The 24417-nt window shown below is 69.9% G+C and carries 24 protein-coding genes; 18 read left to right on the top strand and 6 right to left on the bottom strand.

Translation table 11 applies throughout. The features are described from left to right. Window positions 1-307: 307 nt before the first annotated feature. The 7 genes from ftsH to FKR81_RS14230 are packed head-to-tail and all read left to right on the top strand — an operon-like array spanning window position 308 to window position 7019. Window positions 308-2497, top strand: coding sequence for an ATP-dependent zinc metalloprotease FtsH (gene ftsH, locus FKR81_RS14260; protein WP_146352056.1), 2190 nt, complete (start codon window positions 308-310; stop codon window positions 2495-2497). Next, window positions 2494-3135: a GTP cyclohydrolase I FolE gene (folE, locus tag FKR81_RS14255; protein WP_146352054.1), complete on the top strand. Its 642-nt coding sequence runs from the start codon at window positions 2494-2496 to the stop codon at window positions 3133-3135. Before ftsH ends, folE begins: the two co-directional genes overlap by 4 nt. Continuing rightward, window positions 3132-3944 (top strand): dihydropteroate synthase, encoded by an 813-nt coding sequence (folP, locus tag FKR81_RS14250; RefSeq protein ID WP_146352052.1) that lies wholly within the window; start codon window positions 3132-3134, stop codon window positions 3942-3944. The genes folE and folP overlap by 4 nt, the downstream gene beginning before the upstream one ends. Beyond that, on the top strand, window positions 3937-4308 hold the full coding sequence (folB, locus tag FKR81_RS14245; protein ID WP_146352050.1) for a dihydroneopterin aldolase: 372 nt from the start codon (window positions 3937-3939) through the stop codon (window positions 4306-4308). The genes folP and folB overlap by 8 nt, the downstream gene beginning before the upstream one ends. Further along, complete coding sequence (gene folK, locus FKR81_RS14240) at window positions 4305-4790, top strand: 2-amino-4-hydroxy-6-hydroxymethyldihydropteridine diphosphokinase (RefSeq protein WP_146352048.1); 486 nt, start codon at window positions 4305-4307, stop codon at window positions 4788-4790. The genes folB and folK overlap by 4 nt, the downstream gene beginning before the upstream one ends. Before the next feature lie 4 nt (window positions 4791-4794). Continuing rightward, on the top strand, window positions 4795-5247 hold the full coding sequence (locus FKR81_RS14235) for a DUF3180 domain-containing protein (protein ID WP_146352046.1): 453 nt from the start codon (window positions 4795-4797) through the stop codon (window positions 5245-5247). Between the two features lie 50 nt (window positions 5248-5297). Continuing rightward, window positions 5298-7019 (top strand): DUF6779 domain-containing protein, encoded by a 1722-nt coding sequence (locus FKR81_RS14230; protein ID WP_146352044.1) that lies wholly within the window; start codon window positions 5298-5300, stop codon window positions 7017-7019. A 4-nt stretch (window positions 7020-7023) separates the two neighbouring features. Here FKR81_RS14230 and FKR81_RS14225 read toward each other — a convergent pair whose 3' ends face one another. The 3 genes from FKR81_RS14225 to FKR81_RS14215 are packed head-to-tail and all read right to left on the bottom strand — an operon-like array spanning window position 7024 to window position 9494. Further along, window positions 7024-8112: an NADH-quinone oxidoreductase subunit D gene (locus tag FKR81_RS14225; protein ID WP_146352042.1), complete on the bottom strand. Its 1089-nt coding sequence runs from the start codon at window positions 8110-8112 to the stop codon at window positions 7024-7026. A gap of 21 nt (window positions 8113-8133) precedes the next feature. Beyond that, a complete protein-coding gene (locus FKR81_RS14220) occupies window positions 8134-8556 on the bottom strand; it encodes a DUF1203 domain-containing protein (protein ID WP_146352040.1) in 423 nt (140 codons plus the stop codon). Between the two features lie 14 nt (window positions 8557-8570). Beyond that, on the bottom strand, window positions 8571-9494 hold the full coding sequence (locus tag FKR81_RS14215) for an SAM-dependent methyltransferase (RefSeq protein ID WP_146352038.1): 924 nt from the start codon (window positions 9492-9494) through the stop codon (window positions 8571-8573). 28 nt (window positions 9495-9522) lie between these two features. Here FKR81_RS14215 and FKR81_RS14210 point away from each other — a divergent pair, with 28 nt between their 5' ends. The 5 genes from FKR81_RS14210 (at window position 9523) to FKR81_RS14190 (ending at window position 13830) form a co-directional block, all read left to right on the top strand. Then, entirely contained in the window at window positions 9523-10674 is a 1152-nt protein-coding gene (locus tag FKR81_RS14210; RefSeq protein WP_146352036.1) for a PrsW family intramembrane metalloprotease, read from the top strand. 102 nt (window positions 10675-10776) lie between these two features. Then, a complete protein-coding gene (locus tag FKR81_RS14205) occupies window positions 10777-11661 on the top strand; it encodes a Rossmann-like and DUF2520 domain-containing protein (protein ID WP_146352034.1) in 885 nt (294 codons plus the stop codon). A 3-nt stretch (window positions 11662-11664) separates the two neighbouring features. Then, window positions 11665-12555, top strand: coding sequence for a pantoate--beta-alanine ligase (gene panC / locus FKR81_RS14200; RefSeq protein ID WP_146352032.1), 891 nt, complete (start codon window positions 11665-11667; stop codon window positions 12553-12555). Window positions 12556-12568: 13 nt separating this feature from the next. Next, a complete protein-coding gene (gene panD / locus FKR81_RS14195; RefSeq protein ID WP_146352030.1) occupies window positions 12569-13027 on the top strand; it encodes an aspartate 1-decarboxylase in 459 nt (152 codons plus the stop codon). A gap of 11 nt (window positions 13028-13038) precedes the next feature. Continuing rightward, entirely contained in the window at window positions 13039-13830 is a 792-nt protein-coding gene (locus FKR81_RS14190; RefSeq protein WP_146352028.1) for a type III pantothenate kinase, read from the top strand. A gap of 11 nt (window positions 13831-13841) precedes the next feature. Here FKR81_RS14190 and FKR81_RS14185 read toward each other — a convergent pair whose 3' ends face one another. Beyond that, entirely contained in the window at window positions 13842-14594 is a 753-nt protein-coding gene (locus tag FKR81_RS14185; protein WP_146352026.1) for a class I SAM-dependent methyltransferase, read from the bottom strand. A 119-nt stretch (window positions 14595-14713) separates the two neighbouring features. Here FKR81_RS14185 and lysS point away from each other — a divergent pair, with 119 nt between their 5' ends. Together lysS and FKR81_RS14175 are read left to right on the top strand one after the other, a co-directional pair. Continuing rightward, a complete protein-coding gene (lysS, locus tag FKR81_RS14180) occupies window positions 14714-16168 on the top strand; it encodes a lysine--tRNA ligase (RefSeq protein WP_186762987.1) in 1455 nt (484 codons plus the stop codon). A gap of 117 nt (window positions 16169-16285) precedes the next feature. Then, window positions 16286-16630 (top strand): histone-like nucleoid-structuring protein Lsr2, encoded by a 345-nt coding sequence (locus FKR81_RS14175; protein WP_146352022.1) that lies wholly within the window; start codon window positions 16286-16288, stop codon window positions 16628-16630. 88 nt (window positions 16631-16718) lie between these two features. Here the strand turns inward: FKR81_RS14175 and FKR81_RS14170 are convergent, their stop codons facing one another. Further along, a complete protein-coding gene (locus FKR81_RS14170) occupies window positions 16719-17693 on the bottom strand; it encodes an ABC transporter substrate-binding protein (RefSeq protein WP_146352020.1) in 975 nt (324 codons plus the stop codon). A 61-nt stretch (window positions 17694-17754) separates the two neighbouring features. On the opposite strand from FKR81_RS14170, the gene FKR81_RS14165 reads away from it, so the two are divergent. The 3 genes from FKR81_RS14165 to FKR81_RS14155 are packed head-to-tail and all read left to right on the top strand — an operon-like array spanning window position 17755 to window position 20599. Continuing rightward, window positions 17755-18750, top strand: a complete 996-nt coding sequence (locus FKR81_RS14165) for a FecCD family ABC transporter permease (protein ID WP_146352018.1) — start codon at window positions 17755-17757, stop codon at window positions 18748-18750. Between the two features lie 59 nt (window positions 18751-18809). Next, window positions 18810-19805, top strand: a complete 996-nt coding sequence (locus FKR81_RS14160; protein ID WP_146352529.1) for a FecCD family ABC transporter permease — start codon at window positions 18810-18812, stop codon at window positions 19803-19805. Next, entirely contained in the window at window positions 19802-20599 is a 798-nt protein-coding gene (locus tag FKR81_RS14155) for an ABC transporter ATP-binding protein (RefSeq protein ID WP_146352016.1), read from the top strand. The genes FKR81_RS14160 and FKR81_RS14155 overlap by 4 nt, the downstream gene beginning before the upstream one ends. Here FKR81_RS14155 and FKR81_RS14150 read toward each other — a convergent pair. Continuing rightward, window positions 20596-21390: a (2Fe-2S)-binding protein gene (locus FKR81_RS14150; protein ID WP_146352014.1), complete on the bottom strand. Its 795-nt coding sequence runs from the start codon at window positions 21388-21390 to the stop codon at window positions 20596-20598. The two genes, FKR81_RS14155 and FKR81_RS14150, sit on opposite strands and share 4 nt — an antisense overlap. A 317-nt stretch (window positions 21391-21707) precedes the next feature. Here FKR81_RS14150 and FKR81_RS14145 point away from each other — a divergent pair, with 317 nt between their 5' ends. After that, window positions 21708-24266, top strand: coding sequence for an ATP-dependent Clp protease ATP-binding subunit (locus FKR81_RS14145; protein WP_146352012.1), 2559 nt, complete (start codon window positions 21708-21710; stop codon window positions 24264-24266). Window positions 24267-24417: the final 151 nt, after the last annotated feature.

Here is a 24417-nt window from a genome sequence, read left to right as displayed (position 1 = left end):
GTGTTCACTCTTTCGAGTGGGCGGGGAAACACTGGGGGGTGACTGAGGATGACATGTGACCGTCCAACGTAATGAGACTGGGTGACCTGCGTCACTCGTCTGGACGGCCCAACGTATTCCGGGTGAACCAGACACTAGGAACATCCGTGTCCGTGGTCACGCCGGGGAACCGCAGTCCACTCCCGGCCGTTGGTTGCTCAGTACCCGACCAGCGGGCGGTAGGCTGGCCGGACGCGGGAGAGGTGGGTCCTCCACCGCCCGACACGCAAGTCAGGGAGGGTCGAGGCCGCCCGTCGGCCGTAAATGCATGGACCGCAAGCGCCTGCTTCGCAACCCGCTGCTGTGGATCGCTGCGGTGTTGCTGCTCTACTTCGTCTTCACCGTGCTCTTTGACGACTCACGGGGTTACCACCAGGTCAAGACTTCCCAAGCCCTTCAGCAGGTGCGGGAGGGCAAGGTCAAGGAAGCCACGCTCGAGGACAAGGAGCAGCGTCTCCGGCTGACCCTCGTCGACGGCGCGAACGTCGACGGCCACAACCGGCTGATCACGCAGTTCCCCGCCAGCGCCACCGACGAGGTCTTCAACATCCTCGACGAGGCCAGCAACAAGCCCACGGTCGAGACCAAGGTCAGCCAGGAGTCCGTCCTGATGCAGATCTTGATCTACCTCGTCCCGCTGGGCCTGCTGTTGCTGCTGCTCATGTGGATGATGAACAACGCGCAGGGCGGCGGGAACCGGGTCCTCAACTTCGGCAAGTCCAAGGCCAAGCAGCTCTCGAAGGACATGCCCAAGACGACCTTCTCGGACGTCGCGGGTGCCGAGGAGGCCGTCGAGGAGCTCGAGGAGATCAAGGACTTCCTCCAGAACCCCGGCCGCTACCAGGCGCTCGGCGCGAAGATCCCGAAGGGCGTCCTGCTCTACGGGCCGCCCGGAACCGGCAAGACGCTGCTCGCGAGGGCCGTCGCCGGTGAGGCCGGCGTGCCGTTCTACTCGATCTCCGGCTCGGACTTCGTCGAGATGTTCGTCGGTGTCGGTGCCTCCCGCGTCCGCGACCTGTTCGAGCAGGCCAAGCAGAACGCGCCGTGCATCATCTTCGTCGACGAGATCGACGCCGTCGGCCGTCACCGCGGTGCCGGCCTCGGCGGCGGGCACGACGAGCGCGAGCAGACGCTGAACCAGCTGCTCGTCGAGATGGACGGCTTCGACTCGCGCGGCGGGATCATCCTGATCGCGGCGACGAACCGGCCCGACATCCTCGACCCCGCACTGCTGCGCCCCGGCCGCTTCGACCGGCAGATCCCGGTGTCCGCACCGGACCTGAAGGGTCGCAAGCAGATCCTGCGCGTGCACTCGAAGGGCAAGCCGCTCGACAACGCCGCCGACCTCGACGGGCTCGCCAAGCGCACCGTCGGGTTCTCCGGCGCCGACCTGGCGAACGTCATCAACGAGGCGGCACTGCTCACCGCCCGCCAGAACGGTCACGTCATCACGGCGGCCGCGCTGGAGGAGTCGGTGGACCGCGTGATCGGCGGTCCGGCCCGCAAGAGCCGGATCATCTCCGAGAAGGAGAAGAAGATCACCGCGTACCACGAGGCCGGGCACGCCCTGGCCGCGTGGGCCATGCCGGACATCGACCCGGTCTACAAGGTCACGATCCTCGCCCGCGGCCGCACGGGTGGACACACCCTGTCCGTGCCCGAGGAGGACAAGGACCTGATGACCAGGTCCGAGATGATCGCCAGACTGGTGTTCGCGCTCGGCGGCCGCTCGGCCGAGGAGCTCGTCTTCCACGAGCCCACGACCGGTGCGTCCAACGACATCGAGCAGGCCACCAAGATCGCCCGCGCGATGGTCACCGAGTACGGCATGAGCGCCAAGCTCGGCGCCGTGAAGTACGGGCAGGAGCAGGGTGAGCCGTTCCTCGGCCGCTCGGCGGGACGTCAGGCGGACTACTCGCTCGAGGTCGCGCACGAGATCGACGAGGAGGTGCGCAAGCTCATCGAGGCCGCGCACACCGAGGCGTACGAGGTGCTCACCACGTACCGCGACGTCCTCGACGACCTCACGCTCGAGCTGATCGAGAAGGAGACCCTCCACCAGAAGGAGCTGGAGCGGATCTTCGCGCGGGTCGAGAAGCGGCCGCGGATCACCCAGTTCAACGACTTCGGTGACCGCACGCCGTCGGACATCCCGCCGATCAAGACTCCCGGTGAGCTCGCCAAGGAACGCGGCGAGCCGTGGCCGCCCGCCATCGAGGACCACCTCGACGACGAGCCGGACGCACCGGCGGCGGAACCGGTGGAGCCCGCGGTTCCGACCAACGGCATCGGCTCGAACGGCGCGTACCACCCGAACTCCGGTCAGCCGGCCAACCAGTCGGGCCCGCCGAACTACGGCGCCCCGCCCGGATGGACCCCGGCGACGGTGCCGGGCGAGACGCGCAACGTCTGGGAGCCGAAGAAGCCCGAGCCCACGGACGCGGACGAACGCAAGTGAGCGAGCGGACAGACGTCGACGCCGGTCTTTCCCCCAACGGGGAGGCCGGCGTCGCCGCGCAGAGGACGTTCGACCACGCCCGCGCCGAGGCCGCCGTCCGCGAGCTCCTGCTCGCGTGCGGTGAGGACCCGGAGCGCGAAGGCCTGCGCGAGACACCCGCACGGGTGGCCCGTGCCTACCGAGAGCTCTTCGCAGGGCTCTACACGGACCCGGACAGCGTGCTGGCGCGGACCTTCGACGAGAGCCACGAGGAGCTCGTCCTGGTCACCGACATCCCGATGTTCAGCTTCTGCGAGCACCACCTGCTGCCGTTCCACGGCGTCGCGCACGTCGGGTACATCCCGAACGAGGCCGGCCGGGTCACCGGCCTGTCCAAGATCGCGCGGCTCGTCGACCTCTACGCCAAGCGCCCGCAGGTCCAGGAGCGGCTGACGTCGCAGGTCGCCGACGCGCTCGTGCGCAGGCTCGAACCGCGCGGCGTCATCGTCGTCATCGAGGCCGAGCACCTGTGCATGGGCATGCGCGGCGTGCGCAAGCCCGGCTCCCGCACCACCACGTCGGCCGTGCGCGGGTTGCTGCGCAGCCAGGCTTCGTCGCGTGCGGAGGCGATCGAGCTCATCCGCGGACGCCTGCGATGAGCCTCCCCAGGCCCTCCCGCTGCGTCGTGATGGGCGTGCTGAACGTCACCCCGGACTCGTTCTCCGACGGGGGCCGCTACCTCGACGTGGCGGACGCCGTGGCGCACGGCGTCGCGATGCACAAGCGCGGCGCCGACCTGATCGACGTCGGCGGCGAGTCGACGCGGCCGGGTGCGGTCCGGGTCGACCCGGACGTCGAGATCGCACGCGTGGTGCCGGTGATCCGCGCGCTGGTCGCGGAGGGCGTTCCGGTGTCCGTGGACACCATGCGCGCCTCGGTGGCCTCGGCCGCGCTGGAGGCGGGTGCCTCGATCGTGAACGACGTGTCCGGCGGGCTCGCGGACCCGGACATGGCGTCCGTGGTCGCGTCGGCCGGAGTCCCGTGGATCCTGATGCACTGGCGCGGCCACAGCACCGAGATGGACTCGCTGGCCACCTACGACGACGTCGTCTCCGACGTTCGCGAGGAGCTGCTCGCGCGGGTGGACGCCGCGGTGCGCGCGGGTGTGTCGGAGGACGACATCGTGCTCGACCCAGGACTGGGGTTCGCGAAGAAGACCGAGCACAACTGGCAGCTGCTCAACCGGCTGGACGAGCTGATCTCGATCGGTTTCCCGGTGCTCGTCGGCGCGTCCCGCAAGAGGTTCCTCGGGACGCTGCTCGGCGAGCGGGCACCGGACGGCCGCGAGGACGCCACCGCCGCCGTGTCGGCGCTGGCCGCCTTCGCCGGGGCGTGGGGAGTGCGCGTGCACGACGTGGACAGGTCCCTGGACGCCGTCGCGGTCGCCGGGGCGTGGACCCGTGGCTGACCGCATCACGGTGACCGGGCTGCGCGTGTTCGGCCACCACGGCGTGTACGAGCAGGAGAAGCGCGACGGGCAGGACTTCGTCGTGGACATCACCCTGTGGCTGGACCTGGGCAAGGCGGCCGCGACGGACGATCTCAAGGAGACCGTCCACTACGGCGAGCTGGCGCAGCGCGCCGCGGACATCGTCAGCGGGCCGCCGTGCGATCTCATCGAGACGGTCGCGGGCAGGATCGCCGACGCGGTCATGGAGGACGAGCGCCTGCACGCCACCGAGGTGACGATCCACAAGCCGAACGCGCCGATCCCGCTGTCGTTCGACGACGTGACGGTGACGATCCGGCGTTCCCGGCGACTGGCCCGATGAGCAGGGCGGTCCTGTCGATCGGCTCGAACATGGGCGACCGGCTGGGTTTCCTCCAGCAGGCGGTCGACGGTTTCGCCGACGTGCTCGTCGCCGTGTCCCCGGTGTACGAGACGGCGCCGTGGGGTGTGACGGACCAGCCGGACTTCCTCAACGCCGTGCTCGTCGTGGAATCGCCCGATGTGGACGAACGGGGCTGGCTGCGCCGCGGACAGGCCGTCGAGGACGCTTCCGGGCGGGTGCGGACGCTGCGCTGGGGCCCGCGCACGCTGGACGTGGACGTCGTGACGGTGGACGACGTGCGATCGGATGATCCTGTGTTGTTGTTGCCGCACCCCGGTGCGCACGAACGCGCGACCGTCCTGATCCCATGGCTCGACATCGATCCGGACGCGGTGCTGCCCGGTCGCGGCCGGGTGGACCAGCTGGAGTTCAGCGCGGACGGCGTGCACCGCCGCACCGACCTCGTGCTTCGGGTTGGATGAACAGGTGAGGTTCACCAAGTCGCGCGACCTGGTCGGCATCGCCGTCGTGGCAGGTCTGCTGGCCCATCTGCTGCTCAGGCTCGCGTACGACACGTTGCCGCCCTTGCCGTTGCTGGCGGGAAGCACACTCTTCGTGATCGCGATCGTGGAGACGCTGCTCGCGTTCTCGTTGCGCGCCAGGATCGAACGCCGCGCAGGCGCCCGTCCGGTGCAGCCGCTGACGGCGGCCCGCGCGGTCGCGCTGGCGAAGGCCTCCTCGGTTCTCGGCGCGATCATGTCCGGCGTCTGGAGTGGACTGCTGATCTACGTCTTCCCGGTGCGCGACGAGTTCGAGGCCGCGGGGAACGACCTGGTCAGCGGGGTTGTCGGACTGTTGTCCGCGCTCGCTCTGACGGCTGCCGCGCTGTGGCTGGAGCACTGCTGCAAGACGCCTACGGAGACACCGGGAAAGGACTAGATACCTATGCGTAGGTCTCAGTCGGATAACTACGGGGTACCGTAGACCCCATGACCGGTGGCGGCGCGTCGTACGACGACGAGCAACAAGATCACGGTCGTGGCTCCGGACGATTGCTGTTAGTAGCTGCACTGGCGCTCGCCCTCGTGGCGGCCGCGGTGCTCGTGCTCAGCGACAGCGCGCGGATGCTGCGGCTCGCCGTGGTCGCTGCTCTGTGGGCCGCCCTGGTGGGCGCGTTCCTCGCCGCGAAGTACCGCAGACAGGTCAGCGACCGCGACGACGAGGTGGCGGACCTCCAGTCCGTCTACGAGCTCGAGCTGGAGCGCGAGGTCGCGGCCAGGCGCGAGTACGAGCTGGAGATCGAGACCGAGACCCGCAAGCGGATCGAGGAGGAGTCCCGAGGGGACATCGAGTCACTGCGCGCCGACCTCCGCGCGCTGCGGGACAACCTGGAAGCACTGCTGGGCGGTGACGTCCTCGTCGAGCGCGTCGCGTTGCGCGCCGAGTCGACCCGCCTGCGGTCGCTGGGCGAGGGGTCCCGCCTGACCACCGGTGAGAGCAAGCGGATCATCACCGCGGGCACGTCGAAGCCGGTCGTGAAGATTCCGGCCGAGAAGCCGTCCGAGCGCACCGAGCTGATCGAACGCGTCGCGCACGAGGTGAAGATCCAGCAGCCGCGCCGCGAGGCCGCCCGTCCCGAGCCCGCGCGCCCCGAGCCGACGCGTTCGGCGCCGCAGCCGCGCCCGCAGCCCGCTGTCGCCCGCCGCGAGGCCCCCAAGCAGGACCCGCAGCGCCGCGAGCCGCAGCCGTCCACGCGGGTCGCCCGTCCCGAGCCCGCCCGCGCGGCCATGGGCCAGCCGGAGCGGATCACGATCAACGCCACGCCGGAACCGCCGACGCGCGCCAACCGCTTCGAGGGTGCTGAGCCGCGCATCGCGCCGCGCGGCACGACCGAGAACGTCGCGGCCCGGCTCGCCCCTGCCCAGCCGTCCCAGCCGATGTCCCAGCCGCTGCAGGCCCAGGCTCAGCGGACCGAGCGGGTCGACCGCACGGAGTTCGTGCAGCGGCCCAAGCCGCCGCAGCAGCCGGCCGCCGCGCCCCAGGCGTCGCAGCCGCTGCCGCAGGCCGCCAAGCCCGCTCCGCAGGCCTCTCAGCCGCTCCCGCAGGTGTCCCAGCCGCTGCCCGGGTCGGCCGAGCGCCGTTCGCGGGTCGCCGAGCGCACCGAGATGATCAGCCGCGAGACGCTGGCCGCCGAGTCCCGCACGCAGGTGCCGCCCGCAGCGGGCCGTCGCCGTGCCGACGAGCGTCCGGCCGAGCGCCCCGCTGAGCGTCCTGCCGAGCGGCAGGCGCCGCAGCGCAGCGGTTCGTGGGAGACCATCGACCCGGACCAGCCGACCGGCCGTCGTGCCGCCCCTGATCTCTCCTCCAGCTCCGAGCGCACCGGTCGCCGGGCCGCACCCGACCTGTCCTCCAGCTCGGAGCGCACGGGCCGTCGTGCGGCGCCTGAGGCCCCTGCCGCCGAGAGCACGGGCGGCCGCCGGGTGACGGCGTCCGAGATGACCGGCGGGCGGCGGGTGACCGCCAGCGAGATGACCGGTGGCCGTCGCGTCGCGTCCGGTCTCACCGCGTCCGAGATGACCGGCGGCGGTGGCCGTCGCGCGGCCGTGGACGACCCGTCCGGCGCGCACGCGGACGGCAAGTCCGTGAGCGAGCTGCTGGCGTCGCTGGGTGGCGGTGAGGCGCCGCGCAGGCGTCGCCGCCGCGAGGACTGACCGGCTACTTGTCGATGTCGCCGACGACCACGGCGAACGACCCGAGCACCTGCGGCAGGTCCCGCACGCGCGTGCCGGGCAGCAGCGCGGACAGCGCCTGGACGTTGTTGAACGACGGGGTGCGCAGCTTCAGCCGCCACGGGGTCTTCTCGCCGCGCGAGGACAGGTGCACGCCGGACGTCCCCAGCGGGGCCTCCACCCACGTGTAGACCGAGCCCTCCGGTGCCTTGACGGCCTTGGGCAGCCGCACGTTCACCGGCCCGGACGGCAGCTTCGCGAGACAGTCGGTGGCGAGCCGGATCGACTGGCGCGCCTCGTCGAGCAGGCAGCGCACACGGGCCAGCGCGTCGCCCTCGGTGCGGACGACCGGGCGCACGTCCAGCTCGCGGTAGGCGGGCAGCGGGTCGTCGCGGCGCAGGTCGAAGTCCACGCCGGAAGCCCGCCCGATCGGGCCGGTCACGCCGTGCGCGAGCGCCGCCTCGCGGGACAGGACGCCCAGACCGGCGAGGCGGCCCTCATCGATGGCGAGCGCGTCGACGTCGACCGTCGACAACGCGTGGCGGACCCGGTCCGTCCAGCCTGCCGGGACGTCCTCGCGCAGGCCGCCGATGCGGTTGAACATGAAGTGGATCCGGCCGCCGGACGCCTCCTCCATGACGGACTGGATCGCCTCGCGGTGTTGTGCGGCCGCGGGAGCGAGCGGGGTCAGGAACACCATGTGCGCCATCAGCCGGTTCAGCTCGCACAGCAGCGCGCGCAGCCACTGGGCGCGCAGCGGCACGTCCATGCCGGTCATCCGCTCCACGGCCAGCGCGACGGCCAGCTCGTTGCAGAACGCGGCCAGCCAGTCGTGCCGGTTGGCGAGCGTCAGCACCTGGCGGTAGTCGCGCACCTCGAACAGCTTCTCGGCGCCGCGGTGCAGGTGGCCGACGAGCGGGGTGGCCTCGGTGATCACCGGGTCGGCTCCGGACACCGTCAGGCGCAGCCGGTACGCGCCGTGCGCGGAGGGGTGCAGCGGCCCCAGGTCGACCACCTGGTCGACGCCCAGGTACTTCGCCCCCGCACCCACCCCGACGGTGATCTGGTCACTCACCCGCACATGGTTTCACGGCCGCTACGAGCGGCTGATCGCGAACAGGAAGCAGCCGTGCGACAGGCTGCGGACCTGCAGGCTGTCGACGGCCGGATCGTTGAACGACTCCTCGATCGCGCGAGCGAACGATCCGGGCTCGACGACGTGCCCGTCGTGGATCTGCCCGGCCGCGTTGTAGGCACGCAGCACGCGGGAGTTGTTCAGCAGTTCTGCGGGGAGATCGTCGGACTGGGGGACTGTCGGGCAGGTGACGTGCGTGAAGACCGGGCCGACCTCGGCGTACGGGCCCTTGCCCGCCGAGGGTGAGTAGCGGAACAGCCACACGGGCTCGCCGGGCAGCGACTTGCGCAGACAGCACCGCAGCGGCACGCCGGGCTCGGAGTCGCGGTGCTCGCGGCCGGGGTCGTCCATCGCGGCGGAAACCGGAATCGCGTGAATCCTCATGCCTTCCAGGCTGCTCAGCGCGGGCCCGGAAAGCTGGCGGGATTCGGACGCCACGCAGGCAGCGGCGGCAGCAGGTCCGCGACCCGCACGGGGCCGGTCGCGTGCAGCAGCCAGCCGAAGTCGCCCAGGCCGCCGACGGCCCGCAGTTCGGCGATCCGGCCCGCGCGCGCCGTGGCGGACAGCCAGGCCATCGGGTCGGACAGCGGCGGCACGTCGCCGGCCAGGCCGAGTGCGGGCAGCGCGTCCCGTTGCGAGATCAGCACGTGATCGCCGCCGGCCGCCGCCGCGGCGGAGTCGAACGCGACGTGCGCGGTGATGTCGCACGAGCCGTCGAACACCGGCTCGACCTGCCGCCCGTCCCGGTACCCGGTGAGCGTCGGCCGCCGGCACTCGATCGTGTGCCCGTAGTCGATCGCCAGCGCCGCGCCGGTCACCGCCGCCACAGCGGACGTCCACGCCTCGTCACGCGGTGCACCCACCTCGGCCCACCCGCCGGCCTCCAGCGGCCACCAGGAGGCCAGCCAGGGGTCGTCGGACGGTCCCCGCACCACCGGGCAGGGAATCGCGTCCAGCCACTCGTGCGCGACCAGCAGGCCGATGCAGGACGGCACCGATGACGTCCACCGCACGCCCGGCAGCTCGACCCGCGGCCCGACGTCCACCGCTGTCACCTGAAGGCGTGATCCGAGCGAGCCCGTCGCCAGCGCGCGCACGGCCGCCGCGAGCTCTCCGCCGCCCGCGCCGACGTCCACGAAGTCGACGACCGGCGGAGACCCGAGCGCTCGGTCGACCCGCGCCAGCAGTTCGAGCAGGGCGGATGCGAGCTCGGGACCGATGAGCGGGGCCGTCCTGAAGTGGTCGGAAGGCCGCTCACCTCGGGTGAAGAACCCGTCGGGTCCGTAAAGAGCTGATCGCCAAGCCGCTTCCCGGTCGAGCACCGGACAAGTGTGCCTCTAAGGTTCCCCCGTGAACGACGCCGACTACGAGCCGACGCCGCCAACCCGCAAGCGCATCGAACAACGCCGCTGGACGGTCCTCCTCCCCGTCGTCGGGCTGGTCGCGCTGGCCGTCTGCGGACTGGTCCTCTTCGGGCTCGGCACGTCTTCGCTCGGCCTGCTGCCGGTGGCGATCGGTGCCGCCGCCGCGCTGATCCCGGTCGCGTTCGTGGTGAGCGCTTTCCTGTGGATCGACCGCTGGGAGCCGGAACCGGGGCGGATGCTGCTGTACGCGTTCCTCTGGGGTGCGTGCGGTGCCACGATCACGAGCCTCGTGTTCAACCAGACCACGCAGGTGCTCGGCGCGTTGATCACGAACACCGACGGGCGGGACTTCGCGGCGATCTTCGGCGCGCCGATCATCGAGGAGACCGCCAAGGGCGTGTTCCTGCTCGCGATCTACCTGCGGCGCAGGCACGAGTACGACGGTGTCGTCGACGGCATGGTCTACGCGGGCATCACCGCGGCGGGCTTCGCGTTCACCGAGAACATCTGGTACTTCGGCCGGATCTTCGAGAGCAGCGGGTTCGGCAACGCCGAGGGCGGCGTGATCGCGTTGTTCATCCTGCGCGGCGTGCTGTCGCCGTTCGCGCACCCGCTGTTCACCGCGATGACCGGCATCGGCATCGGTGTCGCGGCCGTCACGAGCAGCCGCAACGTGCGGATCTTCGCTCCGGTCCTCGGCTACCTGGGGGCCATCGGGCTGCACGCGCTGTGGAACTTCTCCACGACCGTCGGCACCGGGTCCGACTTCATCAACCTGTACTTCCTGATCATGGTGCCGGTGTTCGCCGGAACGCTGACGCTCGTCGTCTGGCAGCGCCGCCGCGAGCAGCGGATCGTCGCCGAGCAGCTGCCCGCGATGGCGATGAACAGGTGGATCGCGGCGAGCGAGGTGTCGCTGCTGGCGAGCCTGCCCGGCCGCCGGAGCTGGCAGCGCGCGGTGCGCCGCAAGTCCGGTGAGGACGCCGCGCGCGCCGTGAAGACCTACCAGGAGACCGTGACGGAGCTGGCGTTCCTGCGGCACCGCATCGACCGCGGCACCGCCGACGCGCAGGCCGAGACCAGGCACGGCACGCTGCTGATGACATTGCAGGCGGCCCGCGCCGCCGCCCGCCGGTGAAGCTCGTCACCGACGCGGTACGCGGGCCAGAACGCCGGTTTACCCTCGTCGGCGTCGTCTGGTACCCGCTCAGGGACTGGAACGCCAGAAGGAGTTAGTCGCATGGACGCGACAGGACGTCCGGCCAGGCTCGCCGTGGGGATCATCTCGGCAGGCAGGGTCGGCTCGGTGCTCGGCGCCGCGTTGGCCAGGACGGGCCACGTGGTCGTCGGTGCGTCCGCCGTCTCCTCCCACTCGCTGCGGCGCGCCGAAGAGCTGCTGCCCGGCGTCCCGATCCTCGATCCGCCCGGTGTCGCCGCCATCGCCGACCTCGTGCTGCTGGCCGTTCCCGACGACGAGCTCGCTGGTCTCGTGCGCGGTCTCGTCGCCACGAACTCGTTGCGCGCCGGGCAGATCATCGTGCACACCAGTGGCGCGCAAGGCGTCGGCGTGCTCGCGCCCGCCGCCGAGCTGGGCGCGCTGACGCTGGCGCTGCACCCCGTGATGACGTTCACCGGCCGTTCCGAGGACCTGCTGCGGATGACCGCCGCGTGCGTCGGCGTGACCGCGGCCGACGGCGACGAGGCCGCCTGGAGCGTCGGCGAGGCGCTGGTCGTCGAGATGGACGCCGAGCCGGTGCGCGTCCCCGAGCCCATCCGGCCGCTCTACCACGCCGCGCTGGCGCACGGCGCGAACCACCTGATCACGCTCGTCCGCGACGCCGTCGACCTGCTCACCGGGGCGGGCGTCGCCGACGCCGAGCGACTCATCGGCCCGCTGCTGTCGGCCGCACTGGACAACGCGCTGCGCCACGGCGACCGCGCGCTGACCGGTCCGGTCGCGCGCGGCGACACGGGTACCTTGCGCAAGCACCTCGACGTGCTCGCCGAGCACGAGGTGCTGCCCGCGTACAAGGTGCTCGCGCGCCGCACGGCCGACCGCGCAGAGGCGGCCGGGCTGCTGAAGCCCGACACCGCAGAAGACGTCCGCACCACCCTCGAGGACTGACGCATGACCAAGCCCCTGACCAAGGACGACTACAGCCCGTCGGACGTCACCGTGCACCGCGATCCGGCCAGGATCGGGCGCGTCGTCCGGGCGCTGCGCGGCGCGGGCCGCAACGTCGTGCTCGTGCCGACGATGGGCGCGCTGCACGCCGGGCACCGCCAGCTGATGCGCGAGTGCCACGTGCTCCAGAACACCGTCGTCGTGGTCTCGATCTTCGTGAACCCGTTGCAGTTCGGGCCTTCCGAGGACCTCGACCGCTACCCGCGCCAGCTGGAGTCCGATGTGGACATCTGCCGCGATGAGCGGGTGGGCCTCGTGTTCGCACCGTCCGTCGAGGACATGTACCCGGCGGGCGCACAGGTCACCGTCGAGCCCGGTCCGCTGGGTGACGAGCTGGAAGGCGCTTCCCGGCCCGGCCACTTCGGCGGCGTGCTGACGGTCGTGTCGAAGCTGTTCAACATCGTCGGGCCGAACTACGCGGTGTTCGGGCAGAAGGACTACCAGCAGCTCACGCTCATCAGGAAGATGGTGCGGGACCTGAACTTCCCGCTCGACGTGGTCGGCGTCCCGACCGTGCGCGAGTTCGACGGGCTGGCCCTGTCGTCGCGCAACGTCTACCTCGACCCCGAGCAGCGCCAGGCGGCGATCGCCTTGTCCGCGGCGTTGTCCGCGGGCGCCCACGTGAGCGCGCAGGGCGCCGAGGCCGTGCTGAAGACCGCCAGGTCCGTCATCGACGCCTCGCCGCTGGTGGAGCTGGACTACCTGGAGCTGCGCGACCCCGACCTGGGGCCCGCGCCGGAGAACGGCGACGCCCGGCTGCTCGTCGCCGCGCGGGTGGGCTCGACGCGACTGATCGACAACGCGCCGGTTCTGCTCGGCGCAGGCGACGAATAGAGGGGGCCCGACCATGTTCCGCACCATGCTGAAGTCCAAGATCCACCGCGCCACGGTGACGCAGGCCGACCTGCACTACGTCGGCTCGGTGACCGTCGACCTCGACCTCATGGAGGCCGCCGACCTGCTGGCGGGCGAGCAGGTCGCGATCGTCGACGTCACGAACGGCGCGCGCCTGGAGACCTACGTCATCCCCGGTGAGCGGGGCAGCGGCGTGATCGGCATCAACGGTGCCGCCGCGCACCTCGTGCACCCCGGCGACATCGTCATCCTCATCGCCTACGGGCAGATGGACGACGCGGAGGCCCGCACCTACAAGCCGCGCGTCGTCTTCGTCGACGCCGACAACCGCGTCGCCGACCTCGGCGCGGACCCGGCGCACGCGCCGGAGGGGTCGGGCCTGGTCAACGGGTCCGTGTCGGAGACCGTGGAAGCCACCGCATTGGACGCCTTGATCCAGGCAGAGAACTAAGGGATTCGGCCGTGCTGCTCGCCATCGACGTCGGCAACACCAACATCGTCCTCGGCCTCTACGACGGGGTCGGCGACAGCGCACCACTGGTGCGCGACTGGCGCATGCGCACCGACGCGCGCATGACCGCCGACGAGCTGGCGCTGACCATGCGCGGGCTGCTGGGCGAGTACGCCGAGAAGATCACCGGCATCTCCGCGCTGTCCACGGTGCCCGCCGTGCTGCGCGAGCTGCGGGTCATGCTCGGCCGCTACTACTCGGCGGTGCCCAAGGTGCTGGTCGAGCCCGGCGTGAAGACCGGTGTCCCGCTGCTGGTGGACAACCCCAAGGAAGTGGGCTCGGACCGCGTGATCAACACGCTGGCTGCCCACCACCTGCACTCCACGGCATGCGTCGTCGTCGACTTCGGCACCTCCACGAACCTCGACGTGATCTCGGCGCGCGGTGAGTTCCTCGGCGGTGCGCTGGCACCGGGCATCGAGATCTCCGTCGACGCGCTCGCCGCGCGGGCCGCCCAGCTGCGGAAGGTCGAGCTCGTGCGGCCCCGCAACGTCATCGGGAAGAACACCGTGGAGTGCCTGCAGTCCGGCATCGTCTACGGCTTCGTCGGGCAGGTCGACGGCTTGGTGCGCAAGATCATCACCGAGCTGCACGAGACCGATCCGGGGCCCGTGACGGTGCTCGCCACCGGTGGCCTGGCGCCGCTCGTGGTGGCCGAGTCGGAGACGATCGCGCACCACGTGCCCGACCTGACCCTCCTCGGTCTCCGCCTGGTGTTCGAGCGCAACCTCGCCAGCCGCTGACCTGGCGTTGCTCAGCCGGCGAGCACGAGGCGTTTCACCGTGGTCACCAGCGGCACGTCGAACGGCCCGGACGACGTCTCGGGCCGCGCGTACAGGAACCTGACGACCCGGTCCATCAGCTCGGCGCGCTCCTCCTCCGACACGACGAGCGCGTGCGAGTGGGTGCCGATGGTCGCCGCGTACTCCTCGGGCGACGCACGTCGTTGCGCGTGCGGGAACTCGGCGACCGCCCCGTCGGCGAACAACGGGTGCGGCGGCATGGTGTCCACGACCTCGGTCCGCGCGGAGCTCACGCTCGAGCGCGCCGCGTCGTCCAGCTCGTCGACCCACGGCACGGAGACGTCCAGCTCGTTCCACAGCCCCGCGACCACGCCACCGGGCCGCAGCACGCGCGCGATCTCCGGATAGGCCTTCAGCGGGTCGAACCAGTGGAACGCCTGGCCCACCAGCACGGCGTCCACGGTGCCGTCCGGGACCGGGATGTGCTCGGCGTGGCCCGGCAGCGCGCGCACGTCGTGCACGCGGCGCACCAGCTCCGACAGCATCGCCTCGTTGGGTTCCACGGCGGTCACGCGGTGGCCTTCGGCGATCAGCACGGAGCTGAGCTTTCCGGTGCCCGCGGCCAGGTCCAGCACGTCCAAGTGCCCGGTGCCGAGCGGTTCCAACGCCCAGCGGACGGCGGCGACGGGGTAGTCGGGGCGGTGCTCGGCGTAAGCGAAGGCATGGGCCCCGAAGGAGTCGGCACGGCGCGCGTGGAGATCCATCCCCCTAACCTAGGGGTATCCGGTTCGCTTCCGGCTCCGGCCTTTCCGTACCCTCTCAAGTCGTGAGTGAGCAGCCCAAGCAAAGCGCCGTGACCAGCGAAGAAGATCTGCCGGAGCAGATGCGGGTACGCCGGGAGAAGCGTGCGCGGCTGCTGGAGCGCGGCGTCGAACCGTATCCCGTCGAGGTTCCGCGCACGCACACGCTGCGCGAGATTCGCGACGCCCACCCCGAACTCGAGCCGGACACGCAGACCGGCCAGATCGTCGGTGTCACCGGGCGCGTGATGTTCATGCGGAACACCGGAAAGCTGTGCTTCGCGACGCTGCGCGAAGGCGACGGCACCGAACTCCAGGCGATGCTGAGCCTTGCCGGAGTCGGGGAGGAAGCGCTTTCCGATTGGAAGTCCGACGTCGACCTCGGCGACCACGTTTTCATCCACGGCGAGGTCATCAGCTCGCGCCGCGGTGAGCTTTCCGTGATGGCGGACGGCTGGCAGCTGACCGCGAAGTCGCTGCGCCCGTTGCCGGTCGCGCACAAGGAACTCGGCGAGGAAACGCGTATTCGTCAGCGATACGTCGACCTCATCCTGCGGCCTCAGGCGCGGAACACCGTTCGGACCCGTGCGAACGTCGTCCGCTCGTTGCGCGAGTCGTTCCACAACCGCGGATTCGTCGAAGTCGAGACGCCGATGTTGCAGTCGCTGCAGGGTGGTGCCGCGGCTCGTCCGTTCGTGACGCACTCCAACGCGCTCGACATTGATCTGTTCCTGCGCATCGCGCCGGAGCTGTACTTGAAGCGCTGCGTGGTCGGTGGCATCGAGAAGGTCTTCGAGATCAACCGGAACTTCCGCAACGAGGGCATCGACTCGTCGCATTCGCCCGAGTTCTCAATGCTCGAGTACTACGAAGCGTATGCGACGTATGACACGAACGCGGTACTCACGCGTGAACTGATCCAAGAAGCCGCGCAAGCGGTTACTGGTTCACAGGTCGTCACGTTGGCCGACGGCACGGACTACGACCTGTCCGGTGAGTGGACGACGCTCACCATGTACGGCTCGCTGTCCGAGGCCGCCGGTGAGGAGATCACGCCGGAAACTCCCGCGGATGTGCTGCGAAAGCTGTGTGACAAGCACGATCTCGAGGTGGACCCGAAGCTCGGCCACGGCAAGTTGGTGGAAGAGCTCTGGGAGCACTTGGTCGGCGACCAGTTGTACGCACCGACGTTCGTCCGCGACTTCCCGGTCGAGACCTCGCCGTTGACCCGCCAGCACCGCAGCCGTCCTGGCGTGGCGGAAAAGTGGGACCTCTACGTGCGCGGATTCGAGTTGGCGACCGGTTACTCCGAACTGGTCGACCCGGTCGTGGAACGCGAACGCCTCGAAGCTCAGGCGAAGCTCGGTGCCGCCGGAGATGTCGAAGCGATGCCGATCGACGAAGACTTTCTGCGATCACTGGAGTACGGAATGCCACCGAGCGGTGGCGTCGGAATGGGGATCGATCGGCTCCTGATGGCCATCACCGGCCTGGGTATCAGGGAGACCATCTTGTTCCCGCTCGTTCGCCCTGAATGAGTAACTTTCCGGATGTCGATAGGTGCAATGCGGCATCCGTGCGCTAACCTGCCCTCGAAGTGGTATTAGTTGGCGTCGCGGGTGTCACTCGCGCATTCGGAGTCCAGGAGGATACGCATGGCGCAGAAGGTCACCGTGACCCTGGTCGATGACCTGGACGGGTCCACGGCTGAAGAGACCGTCGAGTTCGGGTTGGACGGTGTCGCGTACACGATCGACCTTTCCTCGGGCAATGCGGACAAGTTGCGTGACGCTCTTGCGGACTACGTCACCGGTGCACGTCGTGCCGGTGGGCGCAAGCGCGGCCCTGGTCGCCCGGCTGGTGTGAAGGCACGTCCTGCATCGGCTGACCGTGAGCAGAACCAGGCCATTCGCGAGTGGGCCCGCAAGCAGGGGATGAAGGTCTCCGACCGAGGCCGCATCCCGGCCGAGGTTCTTGACGCTTACCACCAGCAGGGCTGAACACCCGAACCAGCTGGACTGAAATTCGTAAAGACACGAAGGGCTGTCACGAAATTCCGCGACAGCCCTTCAGTCTTTGAGTGACCACTCAACTACGCTGAGGATCTACTCCGAATGCCTTGGCGAGGTCATCGAGCATCCCATGTGCACCCTGAAGGCTGACTGATGCCACCCAAACGGTGTCACTCACGTCCTGCTTCGCGCCCTTCAGTTGACTCCACAACGGGTTCTGCAGAAATTGCTCCTTGATCTTCTGCGACTCGTTCTTCGGATCCGACCACGTGGACACGAAGATCCGGTCCGCGTCCGTCGAGATGATCTGCTCCTGGCTCAGGTTCACCGAGATCTTCTCGGACGTCGGCTGGCCGTCCGGCCGGGCGAGGCCGGTGTCCTTCAGCACGATGCCGGGGAACGAGTTCGGCGTGTACAGCCGCACGGTCTGCTCGCCCGCGACGAACCGCACGAGCGACAGCGTCGGGTTGCGGCCCTCCTCGGCGCGGATGGCGTCACCGACCTTCTTGGCGCGCTGCTCGTAGTCCGCGATCTTCTTGTTCGCGAGCTCCTCCTTGCCGAGCGCCTTCCCGAGCAGCTTGATGTTGTCCTTCCAGGTCAGGCCGGTCGTCTCGGAGAACACCGTCGGCCCGATCTTCGTGAGCTTGTCGTAGATCTCGGCGTGCCTGACCTTCGCCGAGACGATCAGGTCCGGCGCGATGCCCGCCAGCTCCTCCAGGTTCGGCGTCATGAGGTCGCCGATCGCCTTGGCGTTCTTGCCGTACTTCTCGCCGTCGGCCTTCAGGTACTCCGGGAACTCGTCGCCCTGACCGGGGTAGCGGGTGAACGCGACGACCTCGGTCTCCAGCGCCAGCGTCGCGTCGACGTAACTCGTGTCGAGCGCGGCGACGCGCGCGGGCCGTTCCTTGATCTCGGTCCTGCCCATCGCGTGCTCGATGGTCACCGGCACGAAGGCCTGGTCCGTCGTCGGCGCCTGCGGGCTGGTCGTGGTCGTCTGACCGCAGGCGGTGAGTGCGAGCAGCGCCACGGTCGCAACGAGTGGCCTTCGCATCGGCGGCTCCTGTCGGTTCGGTTAGGCTTCCCTCACCGAGCATAGGTTTGAGGAGTGGACAGTGGCCCGTCGCCGGCTGATCGGCCTGCTGCTCCTCGGGCTGGCGCTGGTCGCCGTGTGCGTGGCGAGCATCGCCGTCGGCGCGAAACCGATCCCGCTGGACGGCGTGTGGCACGCGCTGTTCGAGCCGACCGGGGTCGAGGACGACGTGATCATCCGGTCGCTGCGCGTGCCACGGACGTTGATCGGGATCGCGGCCGGCATCGCACTCGGCGTCGGCGGCGCCCTCATGCAGGGCCACACCCGCAACCCGCTGGCCGATCCGGGCATCCTCGGCGTCACGCACGGCGCGGCGCTCGCGGTGGTGCTCTCGATCTTCCTGCTCGACGTGTCCTCCCTGTACGGCTACATCTGGTTCGCGTTCGCCGGCTCGATGATCGCGTCGGTCGCGGTGTTCCTGCTCGGGTCGGCAGGGCGGGGCGGTTCCTCGCCGGTGACGCTGGCGCTCGCGGGTGCCGCCGTTTCGGCGCTGATGCACGGGCTGGTGTCCGCGATCGTGCTGCTGGACCAGCAGTCGCTCGACGCGTTCCGCTTCTGGCAGGTCGGCTCGATCGCCGGCCGCGACCTGACGGTGCTGAGCCAGGTGCTGCCGTTCCTAGTCGTCGGTCTGGTGCTGGCGTTCGTGAACGCGCCCGGCCTCAACTCCATCGCGCTCGGCGAGGACGTCGCCCGCGCACTCGGCACGCGGGTCGGGCAGACGCGGGTGCTCGGCGTCGTCGCGATCACGCTGCTGGTCGGCGGCGCGGTCGCCGCGTGCGGGCCGATCGGGTTCCTCGGCCTCGTCGTGCCGCACCTGGCGCGGGCGCTCGTCGGACCCGACTACCGCTGGCTGCTGCCGCTGTCCGGGCTGTTCGGGGCCGTGCTGATCCTGCTCGCGGACGTCGTGGGGCGGGTGGTGGCGCGGCCGAGCGAGGTGGAGGTCGGCGTGATGCTGGCGCTCGTCGGCGCACCCTTCTTCGTGGTGCTGGTGCGGCGCAGGAAGCTGGTGAAGCTGTGATCGCACCTGCGAAGGCGCTGCGGGTCGGCCGGGCGTCGTTCCGCCTGCGCCCGCGGCCGATGCTGGTCGTCGCGATCGGGCTGGCCGCGCTCGTCGCCGTGATGGCGCTGGACATCACCACCGGCGACTTCCCGCTCACCGTCTCCCAGGTCGTCGACGTCCTGCTCGGCGGAGGCGCACGACGAGACCAGTTCGTCGTGCTCGAGCTCCGCCTCCCGCGGACCCTCACCGGCCTGCTCGTCGGCGGCGCGCTCGGCCTGTCCGGCGCGATCTTCCAGTCGATCGTCCGCAACCCGCTCGCCAGCCCCGACCTGCTCGGCATCACCTGGGGCGCGGGTGCGGGCGCGGTCACGGTGATCACGTTCGCAGGCAGCCTCGGCTCGATCACCGGCCCGTACGCCGAGTTCGGGCTGCCGCTCGCCGGGCTCGCGGGCGGCCTGACCGCGGGCCTGCTCGTCTACGCGCTGGCGTGGCGCAAGGGCATCGAGGGCTTCCGGATGGTGCTCGTCGGCATCGGCGTCACGGCCGTCGCGGGCAACTTCACCCAGTACCTGCTGACCGTCGGCGACGTCACCGACGCCGCCCGCGCCATGGTGTGGATCACCGGCAGCCTGAACGGCCGCGGCTGGGAGCACGTCGTGCCGGTCGCGCTCGCGCTCGTCGTGCTGATCCCCCTCGCGCTGGTGTTCGGCCACGTGCTGGGCGCGCTGCAGTTCGGCGACGAGACGTCCAAGGGGCTCGGCGTCCGGGTCGACCTGTCGCGCAGCATGCTGATCCTCGTCGCGATCGTGCTCGCGTCCGTCGCCACCGCGGCGGCCGGTCCGATCGCGTTCGTCGCGCTCGCGACGCCGCAGATCGCGCTGCGGCTGGCGAAGACGGCGACGCCGCCGCTGTTCGGATCGGTCGTGATCGGCGGCGTGCTCGTGGTGCTGTCCGACCTGGTCGCGCGGACGATCTACCGGATCGAGCTCCCGGTCGGTGTCGTCACCGCCGTGCTGGGTGCGCCCTACCTCATGTACTTGCTGGTTCGGAGCCGCCGGGAGGCGCGGATATGAGTGTGCGTCTGCAGGCGGCGGGGCTGAGCGTCGGCTACGGCGAGCGGACCGTCGTCGACCGGCTCGACCTCGACGTCGTCGGCGGCACCGTCACGGCCGTGATCGGGCCGAACGGCTGCGGCAAGTCGACGCTGCTGCGCGCGCTGGGACGGCTGCTGCCCGCGCGACACGGCGCGGTGCTGCTGGACGGCAAGCAGATCGACAAGATCCCGACCCGCGAGGTCGCGAAGGTGCTCGGGCTGCTGCCGCAGGCACCGCAGGCTCCCGAGGGCCTGACCGTCGCGGACCTGGTCGCGCGCGGGCGGCACCCGCACCAGGCCTGGTACCGGCAGTGGTCGTCGGACGACGAGGCCGCGGTCGCCGAGGCGCTGCGGATGACCGGCATCGAGGACCTCGCCGAGCGGACCGTCGACGAGCTGTCCGGTGGCCAGCGGCAGCGGGCGTGGATCTCGATGGCGCTCGCGCAGGGCACGGACCTGCTGCTGCTCGACGAGCCGACGACGTACCTCGACCTCGCGCACCAGATCGACGTGCTGGACCTCGTCCAGCAGCTGCACACCGACATGGGACGCACGGTCGTGATGGTGCTGCACGACCTCAACCTGGCCGCCCGGTACGCCGACCAGCTGGTCGCGATGAAGGCCGGCAAGATCGTCTCGCTCGGCGCGCCGGCCGAGGTGCTGACGGAGCAGATGCTGCTGGAGGTCTTCGGGCTGGACGCCCGCGTCGTGGAGGACCCCGTGTCCGGCACGCCGCTCGTGGTGCCGGTCGGCTCACGCCACCGGATCGGCTAGTTGACGCGCGGGCAGGTCGAGCAGGGCGTCGCGTTCGGCAGGACGTAGTGGAAGCAGCAGCTCTCGCGGCGCCGCGTCCAGCCCTCGTCGCCCAGGTAGACCTTCGACGCCGAGGTGAACGGGTCCAGCTTCTCCGGCAGCAGCATCGCCGCGTCGGTCACGCCGGACGCCTCGTCGCCGCACAGCTTCCCGGCCGTCCACGCGCCTGAGTCCAGCGCGTCCGTCGCCGCGGCCCACAGCTGGCGGCGGCCGAACCGCACGGTCTGGCCGAACGACTGCACGAACTGGGCGGCGTGGCCCGCGTACCTGGCGCGCAGCACCGCGGCGAGCGCGGCCTCGTCCTTCACCACGGTCGCCGCCGGGTGGTTGTTCGCCGGGTCGTCCGGCAGGCACGCGAACTCGTCGCACAGCAGCGCGATGCCGTCCGGGTGCGGGCGGCCGTCGGCGGCGATGCGGAACGCCAGGTCGGCGGGGCGCAGCGTCGGCACGCGGCGGGCGGTGTGGAACAGCAGGCCGGCCAGGAAACCGGGGATGCTGAGGTACCAGCCCATGACGTAGCCGCCGGTGGCCCGGTCGGACGACTCGCCGTACTGTTCGACCATCCAGTCGGCGAGGTCCTTGCGCCACAGGTCGAAGCGCTCGGGATCGGCGAGCAGGTCGGAGCAGATGATCCAGTCCGGCTCCGCGGGCATGCCGAACCGGACCTGGGCGCCCACCTCGAGCCGCGCGAGTGACTCAGCCAGAGGCGTGAGCGCTCGCGGGTCGTGGGTGACCCTCGCCGGTACGGACATGCAATCCTCCTGCCGATCTCTGAGGCTTGCCTAACCTTACCGAAAACGAGGGGTGCTCCGCTCAGGCTGGTGACTCCGGTCACGCCAAGTATCGACAAACGGCTAGATGTTCGCGCTGAGCGGACATCCCCCGATCCGTGGAATCCAGGCGCGACTACCTGCGTTGATGCAGGTATCAGAGATCCCCGCGGGCGACTGTCGGCGAACGGGAACTGAGACGGTCGGCCCGGCCCACTACAGTGGTGACACGGTGCCGCGCTCACCAGGGTAGATCGGTGGAGCCGAGGACCGCCGGCGCAGCAGTCAGGGAGTGACGAATGTTCGAGAGGTTCACCGACCGCGCGAGGCGGGTGGTTGTCCTTGCCCAAGAAGAGGCACGGATGCTCAACCACAACTACATCGGCACCGAGCACATCCTCCTGGGGTTGATCCACGAGGGTGAAGGTGTCGCCGCCAAGGCGCTCGAGTCGTTGGGGATCGCGCTGGAGGGCGTCCGCCAGCAGGTCGAGGAGATCATCGGCCAGGGCCAGCAGGCCCCGAGTGGACACATCCCCTTCACCCCACGTGCAAAGAAGGTCCTTGAGCTGTCGCTGCGCGAAGCGCTGCAGCTCGGCCACAACTACATCGGCACCGAGCACATCCTGCTCGGCCTGATTCGCGAGGGGGAAGGCGTTGCTGCGCAGGTCCTCGTGAAGCTCGGCGCCGACCTCAACCGCGTGCGGCAGCAGGTTCTCCAGCTGCTGTCCGGCTACTCCGGTGGCAAGGAGCCCACCGAGTCGGGCGGCCGCGGTGAGGGCACCCCCTCCTCTTCTCTCGTGCTCGACCAGTTCGGCCGGAACCTCACCGCCTCGGCGCGGGAAGGCAAGCTCGACCCGGTCATCGGTCGCACCAAGGAGATCGAGCGGGTCATGCAGGTGCTGTCCCGCCGCACCAAGAACAACCCGGTCCTCATCGGCGAGCCCGGCGTCGGCAAGACCGCCGTCGTCGAAGGCCTGGCGCAGATGGTCGTCAAGGGCGAGGTGCCCGAGACGCTGAAGGACAAGCAGCTCTACACGCTCGACCTCGGCTCGCTGGTGGCCGGCTCGCGCTACCGCGGTGACTTCGAAGAGCGCCTGAAGAAGGTGCTCAAGGAGATCCGCACGCGCGGCGACATCATCCTGTTCATCGACGAGATCCACACGCTCGTCGGCGCGGGTGCGGCCGAGGGCGCGATCGACGCCGCGTCGATCCTCAAGCCGATGCTGGCGCGTGGTGAGCTGCAGACCATCGGCGCCACCACGCTCGACGAGTACCGCAAGCACGTCGAGAAGGACCCCGCGCTGGAGCGCCGGTTCCAGCCGATCCAGGTCGGCGAGCCGTCGCTGGAGCACACGATCGAGATCCTCAAGGGTCTCCGCGACCGGTACGAGGCGCACCACCGCGTCTCGATCACCGACTCCGCGCTGGTCGCCGCCGCCACGCTGGCGGACCGGTACATCAACGACCGGTTCCTGCCGGACAAGGCGATCGACCTGATCGACGAGGCGGGCGCGCGCATGCGCATCCGTCGCATGACCGCTCCGCCGGACCTGCGCGAGTTCGACGAGAAGATCGCGGACGTGCGTCGCGACAAGGAGTCCGCGATCGACGCGCAGGACTTCGAGCGCGCGGCCAAGCTGCGTGACGCGGAGAAGCAGCTGCTGGGCCAGAAGGCCGAGCGGGAGAAGCAGTGGAAGGACGGCGACCTCGACGTCGTCGCCGAGGTCGACGACGAGCAGATCGCCGAAGTCCTCGCCAACTGGACCGGTATCCCGGTGTTCAAGCTCACCGAGGAGGAGACGACCCGTCTGCTCCGCATGGAGGACGAGCTGCACAAGCGGATCATCGGCCAGATCGACGCGGTCAAGGCCGTGTCGCAGGCGATCCGCCGCACCCGCGCCGGCCTGAAGGACCCGAAGCGCCCCTCCGGCTCGTTCATCTTCGCCGGCCCGTCCGGTGTCGGTAAGACCGAGCTCTCGAAGGCCCTGGCGAACTTCCTGTTCGGCGAGGACGACGCGCTCATCCAGATCGACATGGGCGAGTTCCACGACCGGTACACCGCGTCGCGGCTCTTCGGTGCCCCTCCCGGCTACGTCGGCTACGAAGAGGGCGGTCAGCTCACCGAGAAGGTGCGCCGCAAGCCGTTCTCCGTGGTGCTGTTCGACGAGATCGAGAAGGCGCACCAGGAGGTCTACAACACGCTGCTCCAGGTGCTGGAAGATGGTCGACTGACCGACGGTCAGGGCCGCACGGTGGACTTCAAGAACACCGTCATCATCTTCACGTCCAACCTGGGCACGTCGGACATCTCCAAGGCCGTCGGCCTGGGCTTCACCTCAGGTCAGGACACCGCGTCCAACTACGAGCGGATGAAGAACAAGGTCAACGACGAGCTGAAGAAGCACTTCAGGCCCGAGTTCCTCAACCGCATCGACGACATCATCGTCTTCCACCAGCTGACGCAGGACGAGATCATCCGCATGGTGGACCTGATGATCGCCCGCGTCGAGACGCAGCTGAAGAACAAGGACATGGCGATCGAGCTCACCGATCGCGCGAAGTCGCTGCTGGCCAAGCGCGGGTTCGACCCCGTGCTCGGCGCCCGGCCGCTGCGTCGCACGATCCAGCGCGAGATCGAGGACACCCTGTCGGAGAAGATCCTGTTCGGCGAGATCCAGCCGGGCCAGATCATCATCACCGACGTCGAGGGCTGGGACGGCGTGTCCGACGAGCACGACAAGGCCAAGTTCGTCTTCCGAGGCGAGCCCAAGCCGCTGCGCGTGCCGGACGCTCCGCCTGTGGACCTGGCTGCTCCTGCCGGGACCGAGGCTGCCGGTGAGGCTGCCGAGTCCGAGTGATGCTTGGCTGAATGCGCCCCCTGAGCTTCGGCTCGGGGGGCGTTTTCTTTTGGTGGTGGGGTGGGGAGGTCCTCGCTGATCACCTCACGGTCGCCACATCGAAAAGCCCCTGTCAAGGCGGAAAAGCTGCCTTGACAGGGGCGTTTCGATG

Origin of the sequence: Lentzea tibetensis, from assembly GCF_007845675.1 — a bacterium.
Taxonomy (GTDB): domain Bacteria; phylum Actinomycetota; class Actinomycetes; order Mycobacteriales; family Pseudonocardiaceae; genus Lentzea; species Lentzea tibetensis.
This window is presented reverse-complemented; position numbering and strand designations above follow the sequence as displayed.